Annotated in this window: 13 protein-coding genes; 3 read left to right on the top strand and 10 right to left on the bottom strand. The window is 69.9% G+C overall.

What is annotated here, in order from left to right; translation table 11 throughout:
• The first annotated feature begins 154 nt into the window (after positions 1–154).
• Genes ACW5EG_RS11620 through ACW5EG_RS11610 form a run of 3 tightly spaced genes read left to right on the top strand, consistent with a single transcriptional unit; the run spans position 155 to position 4,478 of the window.
• Positions 155–1,537, top strand: coding sequence for an MFS transporter (locus tag ACW5EG_RS11620; protein ID WP_457021549.1), 1,383 nt, complete (start codon positions 155–157; stop codon positions 1,535–1,537).
• Complete coding sequence (locus tag ACW5EG_RS11615; RefSeq protein ID WP_457021547.1) at positions 1,534–3,906, top strand: GH36-type glycosyl hydrolase domain-containing protein; 2,373 nt, start codon at positions 1,534–1,536, stop codon at positions 3,904–3,906. Before ACW5EG_RS11620 ends, ACW5EG_RS11615 begins: the two co-directional genes overlap by 4 nt.
• Positions 3,903–4,478 carry a gluconokinase gene (locus ACW5EG_RS11610; RefSeq protein WP_457021545.1) on the top strand — a complete coding sequence of 192 codons (576 nt, stop codon included), beginning with the start codon at positions 3,903–3,905 and terminating at the stop codon, positions 4,476–4,478. Before ACW5EG_RS11615 ends, ACW5EG_RS11610 begins: the two co-directional genes overlap by 4 nt.
• A gap of 94 nt (positions 4,479–4,572) precedes the next feature.
• On the opposite strand, the gene ACW5EG_RS11605 is transcribed toward ACW5EG_RS11610, so the two are convergent.
• From ACW5EG_RS11605 to uppS, 10 genes are all read right to left on the bottom strand, one after another.
• Positions 4,573–5,145 (bottom strand): ribonuclease HII, encoded by a 573-nt coding sequence (locus tag ACW5EG_RS11605; RefSeq protein WP_457018826.1) that lies wholly within the window; start codon positions 5,143–5,145, stop codon positions 4,573–4,575.
• Positions 5,142–6,398 carry a lipid-A-disaccharide synthase gene (gene lpxB, locus ACW5EG_RS11600; protein WP_457021543.1) on the bottom strand — a complete coding sequence of 419 codons (1,257 nt, stop codon included), beginning with the start codon at positions 6,396–6,398 and terminating at the stop codon, positions 5,142–5,144. Before lpxB ends, ACW5EG_RS11605 begins: the two co-directional genes overlap by 4 nt.
• A gap of 8 nt (positions 6,399–6,406) precedes the next feature.
• Positions 6,407–7,195, bottom strand: coding sequence for an acyl-ACP--UDP-N-acetylglucosamine O-acyltransferase (gene lpxA / locus ACW5EG_RS11595; protein WP_457021541.1), 789 nt, complete (start codon positions 7,193–7,195; stop codon positions 6,407–6,409).
• Between the two features lies 1 nt (position 7,196).
• A complete protein-coding gene (gene fabZ, locus ACW5EG_RS11590) occupies positions 7,197–7,652 on the bottom strand; it encodes a 3-hydroxyacyl-ACP dehydratase FabZ (RefSeq protein WP_457018829.1) in 456 nt (151 codons plus the stop codon).
• Positions 7,649–8,689, bottom strand: a complete 1,041-nt coding sequence (gene lpxD / locus ACW5EG_RS11585) for a UDP-3-O-(3-hydroxymyristoyl)glucosamine N-acyltransferase (protein WP_457021539.1) — start codon at positions 8,687–8,689, stop codon at positions 7,649–7,651. Before lpxD ends, fabZ begins: the two co-directional genes overlap by 4 nt.
• Positions 8,690–8,704: 15 nt before the next feature.
• Positions 8,705–11,242, bottom strand: a complete 2,538-nt coding sequence (bamA, locus tag ACW5EG_RS11580) for an outer membrane protein assembly factor BamA (protein ID WP_457018831.1) — start codon at positions 11,240–11,242, stop codon at positions 8,705–8,707.
• Positions 11,243–11,304: 62 nt separating this feature from the next.
• Entirely contained in the window at positions 11,305–12,663 is a 1,359-nt protein-coding gene (gene rseP, locus ACW5EG_RS11575) for an RIP metalloprotease RseP (RefSeq protein ID WP_457021537.1), read from the bottom strand.
• 6 nt (positions 12,664–12,669) lie between these two features.
• Positions 12,670–13,857, bottom strand: coding sequence for a 1-deoxy-D-xylulose-5-phosphate reductoisomerase (gene dxr, locus ACW5EG_RS11570; RefSeq protein WP_457018868.1), 1,188 nt, complete (start codon positions 13,855–13,857; stop codon positions 12,670–12,672).
• Positions 13,842–14,705 carry a phosphatidate cytidylyltransferase gene (locus ACW5EG_RS11565; protein ID WP_457021535.1) on the bottom strand — a complete coding sequence of 288 codons (864 nt, stop codon included), beginning with the start codon at positions 14,703–14,705 and terminating at the stop codon, positions 13,842–13,844. Before ACW5EG_RS11565 ends, dxr begins: the two co-directional genes overlap by 16 nt.
• The gene (gene uppS / locus ACW5EG_RS11560; RefSeq protein ID WP_457018869.1) at positions 14,702–15,448 is read right to left on the bottom strand and encodes a polyprenyl diphosphate synthase; all 747 of its coding nucleotides are present in this window, start codon (positions 15,446–15,448) and stop codon (positions 14,702–14,704) included. The genes ACW5EG_RS11565 and uppS overlap by 4 nt, the downstream gene beginning before the upstream one ends.
• Between the last annotated feature and the right edge of the window lie 150 nt (positions 15,449–15,598).

Here is a 15,598-nt window from a genome sequence, read left to right as displayed (position 1 = left end):
CGGGCGGGACAAGGCCTTGACATCGGGCTTCGGCAGACGCCGCAGCGGTGGCATCGGCAACTTCGTTTGCCAACGGATCGTGATCCCGGCACTCTTGGTAGCGCTACCACGCCGCACCGGCGCAGCCGCCGGCCGACCGGCGACAGGGAGGAACATGGGCAAGCCAGGGGCCACCACCACGGAAGGCGGCGCGCGCGCGCGCCTGCCGCTGCGCGAGAAGATCGGCTACGGCATCGGCGACTTCGGCTTCAACCTGTACTGGGCCAACATCTCGGCCTTCCTGCTGATCTTCTACACCGACGTGATGGGGCTGGCCGCGGCTGCGGTCGGCACGATGATGCTGGTGACCAAGCTCGTGGATGCCATCACCGATCCACTGATGGGTGCGCTGGCCGACCGCACCCGCACCCGCTGGGGTCGCTTCCGCCCCTACCTGCTGTGGGGCGCGCTACCGCTGGCGGCCACCGGCGTGCTGACCTGGACGGTGCCCGACCTGGATCCCGACGGCCGCCTGCTCTGGGCCTATGCCACCTTCACCCTGATGATGCTGGCCTACACGGTGCTGTCGATGCCGTACTCGGCGCTGTCGGGGGTGATGACCGCCGACACCCAGCAGCGCACCACCCTGATCAGCTTCCGCTTCATCGCCGCCTTCGCCGGCACCACCCTGGTCAACTGGCTGACGCTGGACCTGGTCGAATGGCTGGGCCGCGGCGACGAGGCGCTGGGCTGGCAGCTCACCCTGGGCCTGTACGGCGTGATCGCCATCGCCACCTTCGCCACCGTGTTCCTGTCCACGCGCGAGCGCATCGCGCCGCCGCCGACGCAAAGCACCGCGGTGAAGCAGGACATCCTCGACCTGCTGCACAACCGGCCCTGGCTGGTGCTGTTCGTGCTGGCGCTGGTGATCATGGTGACCATCGTGATGCGCAGCGGCTCACTGGTGTACTTCCTCAAGTACTACGTGGGCCGGCCGGAGCTGACCGGCACCTTCCTGGGCGTGTACTCGGTGGCGCTGGCGGTGGGCGCCGCGCTGACCCCGATGATGACGCGCTATATCGACAAGCGCCGCCTGATGATGTGGCTGATGGTTGGCGTGGGCGTGCTCAGCTGCGCGATGTACTTCGTGCCGGCCGACCAGATCTGGCTGCTGTTCGCGGTCAACACCGCGATCGGCCTGCTGCTGGGTCCGAAATCGCCGCTCGCGTTCTCGATGTACGCCGACTGCGCCGACTACACCGAATGGAAGACCGGCCGCCGCGCCACCGCGATGACCTTCTCGGCCGCGACGTTCTCGCAGAAGCTGGGCGGCGCGCTGGCCACGGCGGTGATCGCCTGGACGCTGGCGGCGATGGGCTATGTGGCGAACGAGGCGCAGAGCGACGCCTCGCGCCAGGGCATCGCCCTGCTGCTGACGGTGATCCCGGGCATCGTCGCCCTGCTCGCGGCCTGGGTGATGCGTTTCTACCCGCTGGACGACCGCGCGCTGGAGCAGGTGCAGTCCGACCTGCAGGCGCGCCGGGACGCCATCGCATGAGCGATCTGCCCTGCGGATTCGAGGACGGCGGCCGCCGTTGCGTGCTGCACAGCCCGACCGACATGCCGCAAGCGTCCACCTTCCTGTGGAACCGGCACATGCTGCTGCAGCTCAACTGCCGCGGCTATGCGACAGCGCAGTTCATGCAGCCCGAACCGGCCAAGTACGCGCATGCACCGACGCTGGAGGCGAGGACCTTCATGCAGCCGGAGCAGCCCTATTACGCGCACCATCCCGGGCGCTTCTGCTACGTGAAGGACGAGGACAGCGGCGCGCTGTTTTCAGCGCCGCACGCGCCGGTCAACCGCGCGCCGGACAGCTTCCGGTTTTCGATCGGTCCATCCGATGTGGTGTGGACGGTGCGCTGCGACGGCATCGAGGTCGAGCTGGGCGTGGTGCTGCCGACGGACGACGTGGCCGAGCTGTGGACGCTGCGCGTGCGCAACGTATCGGGGCGGGCGCGGCGGGTTGCGCTGTATCCGTACTTCCCGGTCGGCTACATGTCGTGGATGAACCAGTCGGGGCGCTATCGCGCCGATCTTGGCGGCATCGTCTGCGACAGCGTCACGCCCTACCAGAAGGTCGACGACTGGTTCCGCCAGCGTGATTTCAAGGACCGCACCGTGCTGCTGCACGAGCGCGCACCCGATGCCTGGGAGGCCAACCAGGCCGCGTTCGAGGGCGAGGGCGGTCTGCATGCGCCGGCGTCGATCCTCGGCCATGCGCTGCTGGCCTGCGGCGACGCGCTGTACGAGACGCCGGTGGCGGCGCTGCAGTACCGCGTTGCGCTCGATGCCGGCGAAGAAGAGAGCTTCCGCTTCGTGTTCGCCCCGGCTCGCGACGATGCGGAGATCGCCACGCTGCGCGAGCGCTACCTGTCGCGGCAGGGCTTCGAGGACGCGGCGGATGCGTCGGCACTGCACCAGTCGCAGGTGCAGGCCTGCGTCCAGGTCGAGACGCCGGACCCGTGGTTCGACGCCTTCGCCAACCACTGGCTTCCGCGCCAGGTCTACTACCACGGCGACACCAATCGCCTGACCACCGACCCGCAGACACGCAACCTGCTGCAGGACCAGATGGGCATGGCCTACCTGCGCCCGGCAGTCGCGCGCGAGGCGTTCGTGCGGGCCCTGTCGCAACAGGAAGCCAGCGGCGCGATGCCGGACGGCATCCTGCTGGTCGAAGGCGCGGAGCTGAAGTACATCAACCAGGTGCCGCACACCGACCATTGCGTGTGGCTCCCGGTCTGCCTGCAGGCCTACCTGGATGAAACCGGCGACGACGCGCTGCTCGACGAGGTGGCCACCGACGCGGCGGGCAACGCCGCCAGCGTGGCAGAGCGCATCGACCGCGCCATGCACTGGCTGCTCGACCAGCGCGACGCGCGCGGGCTGAGCTGGATCGCGCAGGGCGACTGGTGCGACCCGATGAACATGGTTGGCTGGAAGGGCCGCGGGGTTTCGGGCTGGCTGTCGCTGGCCAGCGCGCATGCACTGGAGCTGTGGGCGGGCATCTGCGAGCGCCATGGGCGCAGCGACCAGGCGGACACCTTTCGCGTCGGCGCGGCGGCCTTCAACGCAGCGGTCAACGCGCAGCTGTGGGACGGCGACTGGTACGCACGCGGCATCACCGATGACGGCGTGGCGTTCGGTGTGCGCAGCGACCAGGAAGGGCGCATCTACCTCAACCCGCAGGGCTGGGCAATGCTCAGCGGTGCGGCCGACGAGGCGCGACGCGCGCGCATGCTCGCTGCGGTCGAGGACGAACTCGTCTCGCCCCATGGCGTGGCGATGCTGGGGCCGGCCTATACCGGCATGCGCGAGGACGTGGGCCGACTGACCCAGAAATTCCCGGGCTCCGCCGAGAACGGCGCTGTCTACAACCACGCCGCCGCGTTCTGGATGCATGCCCTGTACGCGGTCGGCGAAACGGACCGCGCCTGGCAGACGCTGCGCGCGATGCTGACCGGGCCGGACGCGGACGAGTGCCGCCAGCGCGGCCAGCTGCCGGTGTTCGTGCCCAACTACTACCGCGGCGCCTGGCGGCTGCATCCGCGCACGGCCGGGCGATCCAGCCAGCTGTTCAATACCGGCACCGCGGCATGGCTGTACCGCTGCGTGGTCGAGTCGTTGTTTGGGCTGCGCGGCGACGGCGACGGCCTGCGCATTGCGCCGCAGCTGCCGTCGCACTGGCCGCGCGCGCGCGCACTGCGGCGTTTCAGGGGCGCGGAGTTCGATGTGGGGATCGAACGCGTGGCCGGCCTGGCAGCACAACGCGTGCTGGTGGATGGCGAGGCGATTGCTGGCGACCGCATCGGCCCGGTGGAGCAGGGACGCCGCTACGAGGTACGCGTGGAGCTGCCCGGATGAGTGGCGGCGAGGTCCGCGTCGCGGTGGTGATGGGCGTGTCCGGCAGCGGCAAGACCACGACCGCGCGCGCGCTGGCTGAAGCCTGGCCCGCCGTCTTCCTCGATGCGGACGACTTCCACAGCGACGAGGCTTGCGCACACATGGCCAGCGGCCAGCCGCTCACCGACGTCATGCGCCAGCCCTGGGTCGAGCGCATCGCCGCCGAACTGCAGCGACGCGTCGGCGCAGGCGAGCGCGTATCGCTGGCATTCTCCGGCCTGCGCCGCCGCCACCGCGACATGCTGCGCGAGGCCGGCCTGCCGCTGTGCTTCCTGTTCCTGCAGGGCGATCGGGACCTGATCGCCGCCCGCATGCATGCGCGCAGCGGCCACTACATGCCGGTGTCCCTGCTCGACAGCCAGTTCGCCACGCTCGAGGTGCCGTCCGATGAGCCCGATGTACGCGCCATCGCGATCGACGCCGCGCCCGGCAGCGTGCTGGCGCAGGCGCTGGCCGCGGTGTCCGGGCCCGATCCGGCGCGCAGGCCCATGCAGGAGCGCCTGCAGGCGCGCCAGACGGGCGACTCCCCTTGAAGCATCGGACGTAGCCCGGGCGGTAAGCGACGCGTTCCCGGGACGCACTTCAGTCCCGCACACCGCAGGGAAACGCCGGAACGACCCGCGCTCGTCAGAGCAGGGACAGCTGCGACACCGGGCTGAAGCTGCGCCGATGCTGCGGGCAAGGCCCGTGCTCGCGCAGGGCGGCCAGGTGCATGGCGGATGGATAGCCCTTGTGCTGGGCGAACCCGTACTGCGGAAACTCCGCATGCAGCGCCACCATCGCGCGGTCACGCGCGACCTTGGCCAGGATCGAGGCGGCCATGATCGCGGGCTCCAGGCCGTCGCCGCCCACCACCGCTTCGGCGTGGCAGGGCAGGTCGACCGGCAGCCGGTTGCCGTCGATGCGCGCGTGCGTCGCAGCAGGAACAAGTGCACAAAGGGCGCGGCGCATGCCGGTCAGCCGCGCCTGCAGGATATTGATCGCGTCGATCTCGTCGACGAGCACGAACTCGATGCGCCAGGCCAGGGCGCGTTCGACGATCAGGGGATACAGGGCTTCGCGCCTGGCGGCGCTCAGCCTCTTCGAATCATCCAGGCCTTCGACCGGGCGCCGCGGATGCAGGATCACGGCCGCCACGACCACCGGCCCGGCCAGCGGGCCGCAGCCTGCCTCGTCGACGCCGGCAACGCGGCGGCTCATCGCGGTGCCTCCAACAGCGCGGCCACCGCGTCCGCGGCCGAGGCCGAGGCATCGCGGCGCAGTGCGATGTGCAGGTCGCGGTAGACCGGCTCGAGCGCCCCTGCCGCCGCCGGGTCGTCGAACCAGGCCAGCACCGCGCGCGCCAGGTTTTCCGGCGTGCAGTCGTCCTGCATCAGCTCGGGTGCGATGGTGTCGCCGGCCAGCACGTTCGGCAGCGCGTAGCGGTCGACCTTGAGCAGGCCCAGCGCGCGCACGATGCGGTAGGTGCTCGGCGCGATGCGGTAGCCCACCACCATCGGCCGCTTGGCCAGCATTGCCTCCAGCGTGGCCGTACCCGACGCCAGCAGCACCACGTTGGATGCGACCATCGCTTCGTGCGCCTGGCCGTCCAGCAGCAGCGCGCAGCCGGCCGGCAGCGGCGAGGCGGCCAGCAGCGCGCGGATCGCCTCGGCGCAGGCCGGCGTAGCCGCGGGTACCAGCACCCGCAGCCCGGGTACCTGCGTGGCCACACGGTGGGCGGCCTCGAGGAAGATCGCGCCGAGACGTTCGATTTCACCCAGGCGTGAGCCGGGCAGCACCGCAAGCACCGGCGCGTCGTCGTCGAGGCCGAGTTCGGCGCGCGCGCGCCTGCGGTCGGGATTGAGCGGCATGGCGTCGGCCATCGGGTGGCCGACGAAGGTGGCGTCCACGCCGTGCCTGGCGTAGATCGCCGGCTCCATCGGAAACAGGCACAGCACCCGGTCGGCGCTGCGCCCGATCTTCGCCGCGCGGCCCTGGCGCCAGGCCCATACCGACGGGCTCACGTAATGCACGGTGCGCATGCCGCGGCGCTTGAGTGCGCGCTCCAGGCCGAGGTTGAAGTCGGGCGCATCGATGCCGATGAACACATCCGCGCGCCAGTCGAGCAGGCGCCTGCGCAGTCCGCGCCGCAGCCGCAGCAGCCGCGGCAGGTGGCGCAGCACTTCGCTCAATCCCATCACCGCAAGCTCGGAGGCGTCGTGCCAGGTGTCGACACCGGCCTTGCGCATGGCGGCGCCGCCGATGCCCGCGAACTCCGCTGCTGGAAAGCGCAGGCGCAGCTGTTCCACCAGCCCGGCACCAAGCAGGTCGCCCGATGCCTCGCCCGCGACCAGGCCGATGCGCAGCCTGCGTTCGTGCAGGGCAAGCGCGGGATGGGGGACGTCCACAGCAGCACCTGCGCCAGCGAGGTCGTCGCCATGGGTGTCACCGACTGCCGGGTCGCGACTCTCCATTCCCGGCTTTACCGCAGCAGCGGCCGTTCGCCGCTTTCGATGAAGTCCAGCATCGCGCGCACGTCGCTGCTGCCGGCCGCCGCGATTTCCTCGAGTTCGCCCCGTGCCTCGTCCAGCTTCGCGTCACCCATGTACAGGGCGCGGTAGGCGCGGCGGATGGCGGCGATGCGCGCGGCGTCGAAGCCGCGCCGCTTCAGGCCCTCGGCGTTGATGCCGCGCGGGCGCGCGTACTTGTCCTGGGCCACCATCAGGAACGGCGGCACGTCGCCGTTGACGAACGCGCCCATGCCGATGAAGGCGTGCGCGCCGATCCGGCAGAACTGGTGCACGCCGGCGAAGCCGCTGAGGATGACGTGGTCGCCCACGGTGACGTGGCCGGCCAGCGTGGCGTTGTTGGAGAACACGCAGTGGTCGCCGACCATGCAGTCATGCGCGACGTGGGTGTAGGCGAGGAACCAGTTGTCGCTGCCGATGCGGGTCAGCCCGCCGCCGTCGCCGGTGCCGCGGTTGAGGGTGACGAACTCGCGGACCAGGTTGCGATCGCCGATCTCCAGCGCGACGCGCTCACCGTCGAACTTCTTGTCCTGTGGTTCGCCACCGATTGCGGCGTGGCCGAGGATGCGATTGTCGCGACCGATGCGCGTGGGGCCGTGCAGGCTGCAGTGCGGGCCTACGTGCGTGCCGTCGCCGATCTCGACCTCGGGGCCGACGAAGGTGAAGGCGCCGATCGACACCCCCTCGCCGATCCGTGCGGACGGATCGACGGCCGCGGTGGGATGGATGTCCGCTGCGCCCATCTCAGGCGCGTACCTCGGCGCAGAGGATGTCGGCGCAGGCCACCTGCTCGCCGTCCACGCGGGCAACGCCGCAATACAGCGTCATGTTGCGGATCTCGCGGCGGATCTCCACCTCCAGGTCGAGGCGGTCGCCCGGCACCACCATGCGCGAGAACTTCGCGTTGTCGACCTTGACCAGGACCGACAGGCGCCCGCTCAGGCTGCCGCCGTGGGTCAGCTGCGACAGCACGCCGCCGGCCTGGGCCAGCGCCTCGATCACCAGCACCCCGGGCATCACCGGGCGGTCCGGGAAATGGCCCTGGAAGAAGTGCTCGTTGCCGGTGACATTCTTGTAGGCGAGCACGCGCTTGCCGTGCTCGAACTCGACCGCGCGGTCGATCAGCAGGAACGGGAAGCGGTGCGGCAGCAGCTCGTGGATGCCCTTGATGTCGATCGGTAGCTTGACCGGCTGGTTCATTCGTTTCCCTTTGTCGGCAGGCGCATGCGCCGGACCAGTGCATCGAGCTGCTTGAACCGGACCGCATTGCGGCGCCAGCTGCGGCTGTCCATCAGTGGGGTGCCGGAAGAATACTCCCCCGGCTCGCGGATGGAGTGGGTCACCAGGCTCATCGCCGTGACCATCACCCGGTCGCAGATTTCAAGATGTCCGGCGATGCCCGCGGCGCCGCCGATCATGCAGTATCGCCCGATCGTGGTGCTGCCGGCCACGGCCACGCAGCCAGCCATCGCCGTATGCGCGCCGATCCGCACGTTGTGGGCGACCTGGATCTGGTTGTCCAGGCGTACGTCATGCTCGAGCACAGTGTCCTCGATCGCGCCGCGGTCGATGGTGGTGTTGGCGCCGATCTCGCAGTCGTCACCCACGCGCACGCCGCCCAGCTGCGGCACCTTGATCCAGTGCGGCTCGTCGCCTCCGCGATCGAGCGCCAGGCCGAAGCCGTCGGCGCCAAGCACCGCACCCGGGTGCACCAGCACGCGCGCGCCCAGTCGCACGCGCCTGACCAGGGTGACGCGTGCGACCAGGGTGCAGCCGGCACCGACCTCGCAGTCCTCGCCGATCACGCAGCCCGGGCCGATACGGGCGCCGGCGGCCACCTGGCTGCGCGCGCCGATGCTGGCATGCGGCCCCACCGATGCCTGCGCATGCACCCGGGCCTCCGGATGGACGAAGGCGGAAGGGTGGACGCCCGTCTCGACGGGTTCGACCGGCTCGAACAGCGCCGCGATCTTCGCGAACGCCACGTAGGGGTCGGGCGCGATCAGCAGGTCGCGCGCCAGCCCCTCGGCATCGGCCGCGCGTACCACGACCACGCCCGCACCGGATTGGGCAAGCTGGCTGCGGTACTTTGGATTGGCGAGGAACGACAGCTGCGTCGGCCCGGCGCCGGCAAGCGTGCCGACGCCCTGCACGGGGCGCGCCGGGTCACCCCGCAGGCCGAGGCCGAAGCGTTCGGCGAGCTCTCCTGCGGTGATCTGGATGCCGGGTCGGGGCATGGCTCCAGCTTGCGGCTAGAACGCGCCGCCGAAGGTGAACTGCAGCCGCTCCAGCTCGTCGCCTTCGACCAGCACCCGGCCGGTGCTGTCGCGCACCGCGTCCTGGCTGCGGAGCGGATACGAATAGCTGATGGAGATCGGACCCACCGGTGCGCGCCACATCAGCGCGATGCCTGCCGAGGCGCGCAGCTCACTGGTCTCGAAGGCGTCGACGTTGCGGAACACGTTGCCGAAGTCGACGAAGGCGGACACGCGCGCGGCCGGCGACTTGATCAGCTGCGGGAAGAACATTTCCAGCGAGCCGACCGTCTTCAGCGAGCCACCCATCGGCTGCAGGTAAGTGCTGTTGAACGCGGACTCGCGCGGACCCAGGGTGTTGTCGCGGAAGCCGCGCACCGAGCGCGCGCCGCCGGCGTAGAAGTTCTCGAAGAACGGCAGGCCGGTGGCGACCAGGGTCCTGTTGTAGACCGAGCCGTCGCGGCACTCCCCGCCAGGAGCGGGGACCGCGTCGGAGGCGGTGCCGCCGGGCGGCGGCAGCGGCTGCTCGCCCGAGGCGCGGCAGAACACGCGGAGGGTGTCGTCGCCGTAGCTTTCGCCGTAACCCAGTTCGAAGCGGGTGTTGAGCACCAGCGCCCGGCTGATCGGCCAATACCGCGAGAACTCGTAGTTGAGCTTGAAGTACTCGACGGTCGAGCCGGGCAGGGTCGTTTCCAGCGAGACGCGCTGCAGGGTGCCGCGGGTCGGCTGCAGGAAGTCGTTGCGCGAATCGCGCGCCCAGGCCAACTCGCTGCGCCAGGAATGGAAGGTGCGCGAGCCGACCGCGTCGATGTAGTCGACGATCGATTCCGGAGAGGAACCGCGGAAGGCGAAGATCTGGTTGCGGTCGATGCCGACCAGCGCCGAGATCGTGTCCGATTCGGTGATCGGCAGCCCCAGCATCATCTGCATGGCCGCGTTGGTCGAGGAGAACTGCGCGGTGTTGAACTCGGAGTTGTCGAACTCGCGCCACCACAGGTTGTAGCCCAGCGACAGCCCCTCGTCGGTGAAGTAGGGGTTGAGGAACGAGAACGAATACCGCTGCAGGTAGACGTTGCGCTGCGCCTCCACGGACACGCGGTTGCCGCTGCCCAGGAAGTTGTTCTGCGCCAGCTGCACCGACGTGGTCAGCCCGGCCAGCTGCGAGTAGCCCACGCCGAACACGAAGCTGCCGGAGGTGGTCTCGGTGACGCTGAAGACCACGTCGACCTCGTCGTTGCTGCCCGGCACCGGCTGGCTCTCGACGTTGACGCTGCCCGATTCGAAGTAGCCCAGGCGCTGCAGTCGCACCTTGGAGCGATCGATCGCGGCCTGCGAATACCATGCACCCTCGAACTGGCGCATCTCGCGGCGCATCACCTCGTCGGAGGTGCGGGAATTGCCGCGGAACACGATGCGACGCACGTTCACGCGCGGCCCGGGCACCACCTGCAGCTGGATGCCGACCGTGCGCTTGTCGCGGTCGATCTCGGGGATCGTGTTGACCTGGGCGAACGCGTAGCCGATGTTGCCGAGCGTGGCGGTGATCGCGTCGGAGGTAAGTTCCAGCAGCGCGCGCGAGAACACCATGCCCTCGCGAACCAGCACCAGGCGCTCGATGTCCTCCTTGGGCAGGACCGTGTCGCCGGTGACCTCGACCGATGAGATGGTGTAGATCACGCCCTCGGACATCCCGGCGGTGATGAACATGTCGCGCTTGTCGGGGCTGATCGACACCTGGGTGTTGTCGATGCTGAAGTCGACGTAGCCGCGGTCCAGGTAGAAGTTGTGCAGCTTCTCCAGGTCGCCCGAGAGCTTCTCCTTCGAGTACTGGTCGTCGCGGCGGTACCAGCTCAGCCAGTTGCTCTCGCCCGATTCCCAGGTGTCGGTCAGCTCATCCTGCTCGAACAGCTCGTTGCCGATCAGGTTGATGTGGCGGATCTTGGCGGCCTTGCCTTCCTTGACGTCGATGGTGACGTCGACGCGGTTGCGGTCCAGCCGCGAAACGGTCGGGTCGATCTCGACGTTGTACTTGCCGCGGTTGTTGTACTGGCGGGTCAGTTCCTGGGTCACGCGGTCCAGGGCCATGCGATCGAAGGTTTCGCCCTCGGACAGGCCGATGTCGTTGAGGCCCTTGGTCAGGTCCTCGGTCTTGATGTCCTTGTTGCCCTGGAGCGTCAGTTTGTTGATTGCCGGGCGCTCGGTCACCGTGACCACCAGGATGTCGCCCTGGCGGCCGATCTGGATGTCCTCGAAGAAACCGGTGCGGTACAGGGCCCGCACGGCCTCGCCGATGCGGGTCTGGTTGACCGTGTCGCCGCGCTCCACCGGCAGGTAGGTGAACACGGTGCCGGCGCCGATGCGCTGCAGGCCGTCGATGCGGATGTCGCTGACGGTGAACGCGCCAGCAGGCTGTGCCATCGCCGGAGCGGGTACCGCGAACGCAGCCTGCGGATCGACCGCTTGCTGGGCCCAGACGGGTGCGATCGCGGTCGCAAGGGCGAGTGCAAGCAGGCGGCGGGCAGGAGTACGCGTCATCGATCGATCCGGATTGGGGAAGTGCTCCATTGCTGACGCAATGGTGGTCGTAAGGCGGGGCATCAGCGCACCAGCTGGAGAATGTCGTTGTAGAACGCCAGGCCCATCAGGCCAGCCAACAGCACCAGGCCGACATACTGCCCGGCCGCCATCGCACGTTCGCTTAACGGACTGCCCTTGACCAACTCGATAAGGTAATACAACAGGTGTCCCCCGTCCAAGAGCGGGATCGGCAGCAGGTTGAGAATGGCGATGCTCAGCGACAAAAGGGCGAGGATCGTCAGGTACCAGGCCACGCCCTGGCTGGCGTAGGCATTGGTGGCGCGGGCGATGGTCAGGGGCCCGGCGACGGTGTTTTCGATCGCCAGGCGGCCGGTCACGGCCCGCCGGAGCATGCCCAGCAGCTGGCCGGTGAGGTGGCCGACCTCGCGCGCGGCCGCCGGGATCGCGGCCACCGGGCCGTACTGCTGGAGCGCGTCCTTGGGCGGCAGCTCGATGCGGCGCGGCGCCTCGATCCCCAGCACCCAGCGCCGTTCGCCCTGGTCGTCGACCTCGCGCGGCGCCAGCGGGAAGGCCAGGCGCTCGCCGTCGCGGGTGACCTCGATCATGGCCTCCACGCCACGCTCGCCCAGCGCCTGCACCAGCGGGCCCATGTCCTCGAAGCGCTCCACCGGGTGGCCGTCGATGGCGGTGATGCGGTCGCCCTCGGCCAGCAGGCCCCAGGCTGCCCCGTCGGGCCGTACCCGGCCGATATCGGCGGGAATGGTGAAGTGGCGGGGGACCAGGCCGATGCTGCGCAGCACCTGGCGCTGGTCGAAGTCTTCCGGCAGTTCCGACAGGCGCAGCGTCACCTGGCGCTCGCGCCCGCCGCGGTCGGCCACGCGCAGCGACACGTCGACGCGGTCCAGCGCGGCCGGCAGCAGCGCCATCTGCAGTTCCATCCAGGTCGGCGTCTGGCGCTCGCCGAGCGCGAGCACCCGGTCGTTGTCTTGCAGGCCGGACTCTGCGGCGATGCCGGTGGAGGGCCCCAGCAGCGGCGCGTAATCCGGGCGGCCGATCACGAACATCGCCCACAGCAGGCCGAAGCACAGCACCAGGTTGGCGGCCGGCCCGGCGGCGACGATCGCGATCCGCTTCCACACCGACTGGCGGTTGAAGGCGCGCGCGGCCTCGGCCTCGGGCACGTCGGACTCGCGCTCGTCGAGCATCTTGACGTAGCCGCCCAGCGGGATGGCGGCAATCCGGTACTGGGTGCCGTCCTTCGCCGTGCGCTGCCACAGCGCGCCGCCAAAGCCGATCGAAAAGCGCAGCACGCGCACGCCACAGCGGCGCGCGACCCAGAAATGGCCGAACTCGTGGATGGTCACCAGGATCCCGAGGCTGACCAGCAACCACCAGACGGCACCCAGGAAATCAGTCATGGCGGATCATGCGATGGCACCCGTGGCGATGGCGTGGCTGGCGTGGTGGCGCGCGCGGAGGTCGGCGTCGGCCAGCGCCGCCATCGATTGTGCCGGTTCCACCGTGATTGCCGCGAGGGCGTCTTCGACCAGGGCGGCGATGGACAGGAAACCGATGCGCCCCTGAAGAAAGGCTGAAACCGCTACTTCGTTGGCGGCGTTCAGCACCGCCGGTGCGGTGCCACCGGCGCGCAGTGCGCCGCGCGCCAGGCGCAGGCAGGGGAAGGTGTCCATGTCCGGCGGCTCGAACTCGAGCCGGCCCTGCGCCGTCAGGTCCAGCGGCCCGACCCCGGACGGAATGCGCTGTGGCCAGCCCAGGCCGACCGCGAGCGAAGTGCGCATGTCCGGCAGTCCGAGCTGGGCCAGGGTGGAACCATCGACGAATTCCACCAGCGAGTGGACCAGGCTCTGCGGATGCACCAGCACGTCGAGCCTGTCGTCGGCCAGGCCGAACAGGTGGTGGGCCTCGATCAGCTCCAGCCCCTTGTTCATCAGCGTTGCCGAGTCGACCGAGATCTTCGGCCCCATCGACCACTTCGGATGGGCCACGGCCTGCGCCGGGGTCACGCCGGCCAGGCGGGCGCGGTCCCAGCCGCGGAACGGGCCGCCGGAGGCAGTCAGGGTGATGCGCCGCACCTCGGCGCCGGCAGCGCGGCCGTGCAGGCACTGGAAGATGGCGTTGTGCTCGCTGTCGATCGGCACGATGGTCGCGCCGCCCGTAGCCGCTGCCTCGATCAGCAGCTCGCCGGCCAGCACCAGCGATTCCTTGTTGGCCAGCAGCAGGCGCTTGCCGGCGCGGGCGGCGGCGAGGGTGGAGTCGAGCCCGGCCGCGCCGACGATCGCCGCGACCACGGTGTCGCAGGCATCGCCCGCGACCAGGTCCGACAGCGCCTCGTCGCCTGCGTGGGCCGACGTCGGCAGGCCTGCCGCGCGCAGGCCGTCGCGCAACAGCTGCAGGCGCGAACCGTCGCCGATCACCGCATGGTCGGGACGATGGGTGGCGCACAGCGCCACCAGTGCCTCGACGTTGCCGCCGGCCGCAAGCACGCTGGCGCGCATCGCGCCGGGGTGGCGGGCGATGACGTCGAGCGCCGACCCGCCGATCGAACCGGTCGCGCCAAGGACAGCAACGCGCTGCATCAGAAGCCCAGCCAGATCTTCGCCACGGCGAACACGGGCAGGGCGGCAAGCACGCTGTCGATGCGGTCGAGCACGCCGCCGTGGCCCGGGATCAGCGTGCCCGAATCCTTGGCGCCGACATGGCGCTTGAGCAGGCTTTCGAACAGGTCCCCGACCACCGAGAACAGCACCGTGGCCAGGGCGGCGAGCGCCACCAGGGGCAGTTGCCCGACGCTGGCGCCGGCCAGCGGCGCCATGGCCAGCGCCACGGCGACGCCCGCGGCCACGCCGCCCAGCATGCCTTCGACGGTCTTGTTCGGGCTGATCCGGGGCGCCAGCTTGCGCCGCCCGAACCTGCGTCCAGCGAAATAGGCGCCGGTGTCGGTGGCCCAGACGATCATCAGCGCAGTCAGCAGCCACACATGGCCCTGGCTGACCAGCGGCCAGGCGGTGGCCTCGGGGTCGCCGGCGTGGAGCACCGCCAGCGCGCACCAGGCCGGTACCACCGCGACGGTGCCGGCGGCCAGCTTGAACACGCGCGCATGGGTGTCGTGGTCGGAGGCGAAGTCGTAATGGCGCAGCCACAGCATCGCCAGCAGCCACCAGACCACGCCCAGCATCGCCACCAGCTTGAACAGCACCAGCGAGCCGCCGCTGTCGTTGGGCGACGCCCAGACCAGCGCGGCCATCAGCAGCAGGTTGGCCAGCAGCAGCACGGTGCGCTGCAGGGTGTCGTCGATGTCCGAGAGACGGAACCATTCCCACAGCGCGACCAGGAACAGGATTGCGGTCACCGCCACCAGCCACGGCGTGGGCAGCAGGAGCACGCCGCCGATGGCGAGCGGCGCCATCGTCAGCGCAGCGAGCACGCGGGTGCGGGTCACGGTGTCGGACTCCCCTGGAGATCGGGCCTGGCGCGGGCGGCGATCTGCTCGCCGGTGAGGCCGAAGCGGCGCTCGCGCCCCGCATAGGCGCCGAGCGCCTCGTGCAGGGTGGCGGCATCGAGCTCGGGCCACAGCGTTTCGGTGAACCACAGTTCGGTGTAGGCCAGCTGCCAGAGCAGGAAGTTGCTGATCCGGCAGTCGCCACCGGTGCGGATGAACAGGTCCGGCGGCGGCAGGTCGGCCAGGGCGACGCGCGCGCCAAGCGCGGCTTCGTCGATCTGCTCGGGGCGCAGCCGTCCGGCGGCGACATCCTCGGCCAGTGAACGCGCGGCGGTGGCGATGTCCTGTCGGCCGCCGTAGCTGGCGGCGATGCTCAGCACGAGGCGGGTATTGCCGGCAGTCAGGGTCTCGGCCACGCGCATGCGCGCGCGGATGTCCGCGGAGAAACGCGTCTGGTCGCCGATGAAGCGCAGGGCCACGCCGCGACGATGCATTTCCTCGATCTCCCGGTCGAGCGCGGCGATGAACAGCTTCATCAGCGCGCCGACTTCATCTTCGGGCCGGCCCCAGTTCTCGCTGGAAAAGGCGAACAGGGTCAGGGCGCCGATGCCCTGCTCCAGGCAGAAGTCGATGCACAGGTTGACCGCGCGCGCGCCGGCGCGATGGCCGATGACGCGTGGCCGCCCGCGCCGCGCCGCCCAGCGCCCGTTGCCGTCCATGATGATCGCGACGTGCCGGGGCAGCGCACGGGAATCGGCGCCAGCTGGCTGCCGATCCGAAACCGCGTGGTCTGGTGGAGCCTGGAGCTCAGTCAACGGGGTGGCCTCTTCGGGCTTCGGGCGTGTGACCGGCCACGGGCGGGATCACCGGTCGCGGATCACCGATCACGTCCC

Source organism: Luteimonas sp. A611, assembly GCF_054072715.1.
This window is presented reverse-complemented; position numbering and strand designations above follow the sequence as displayed.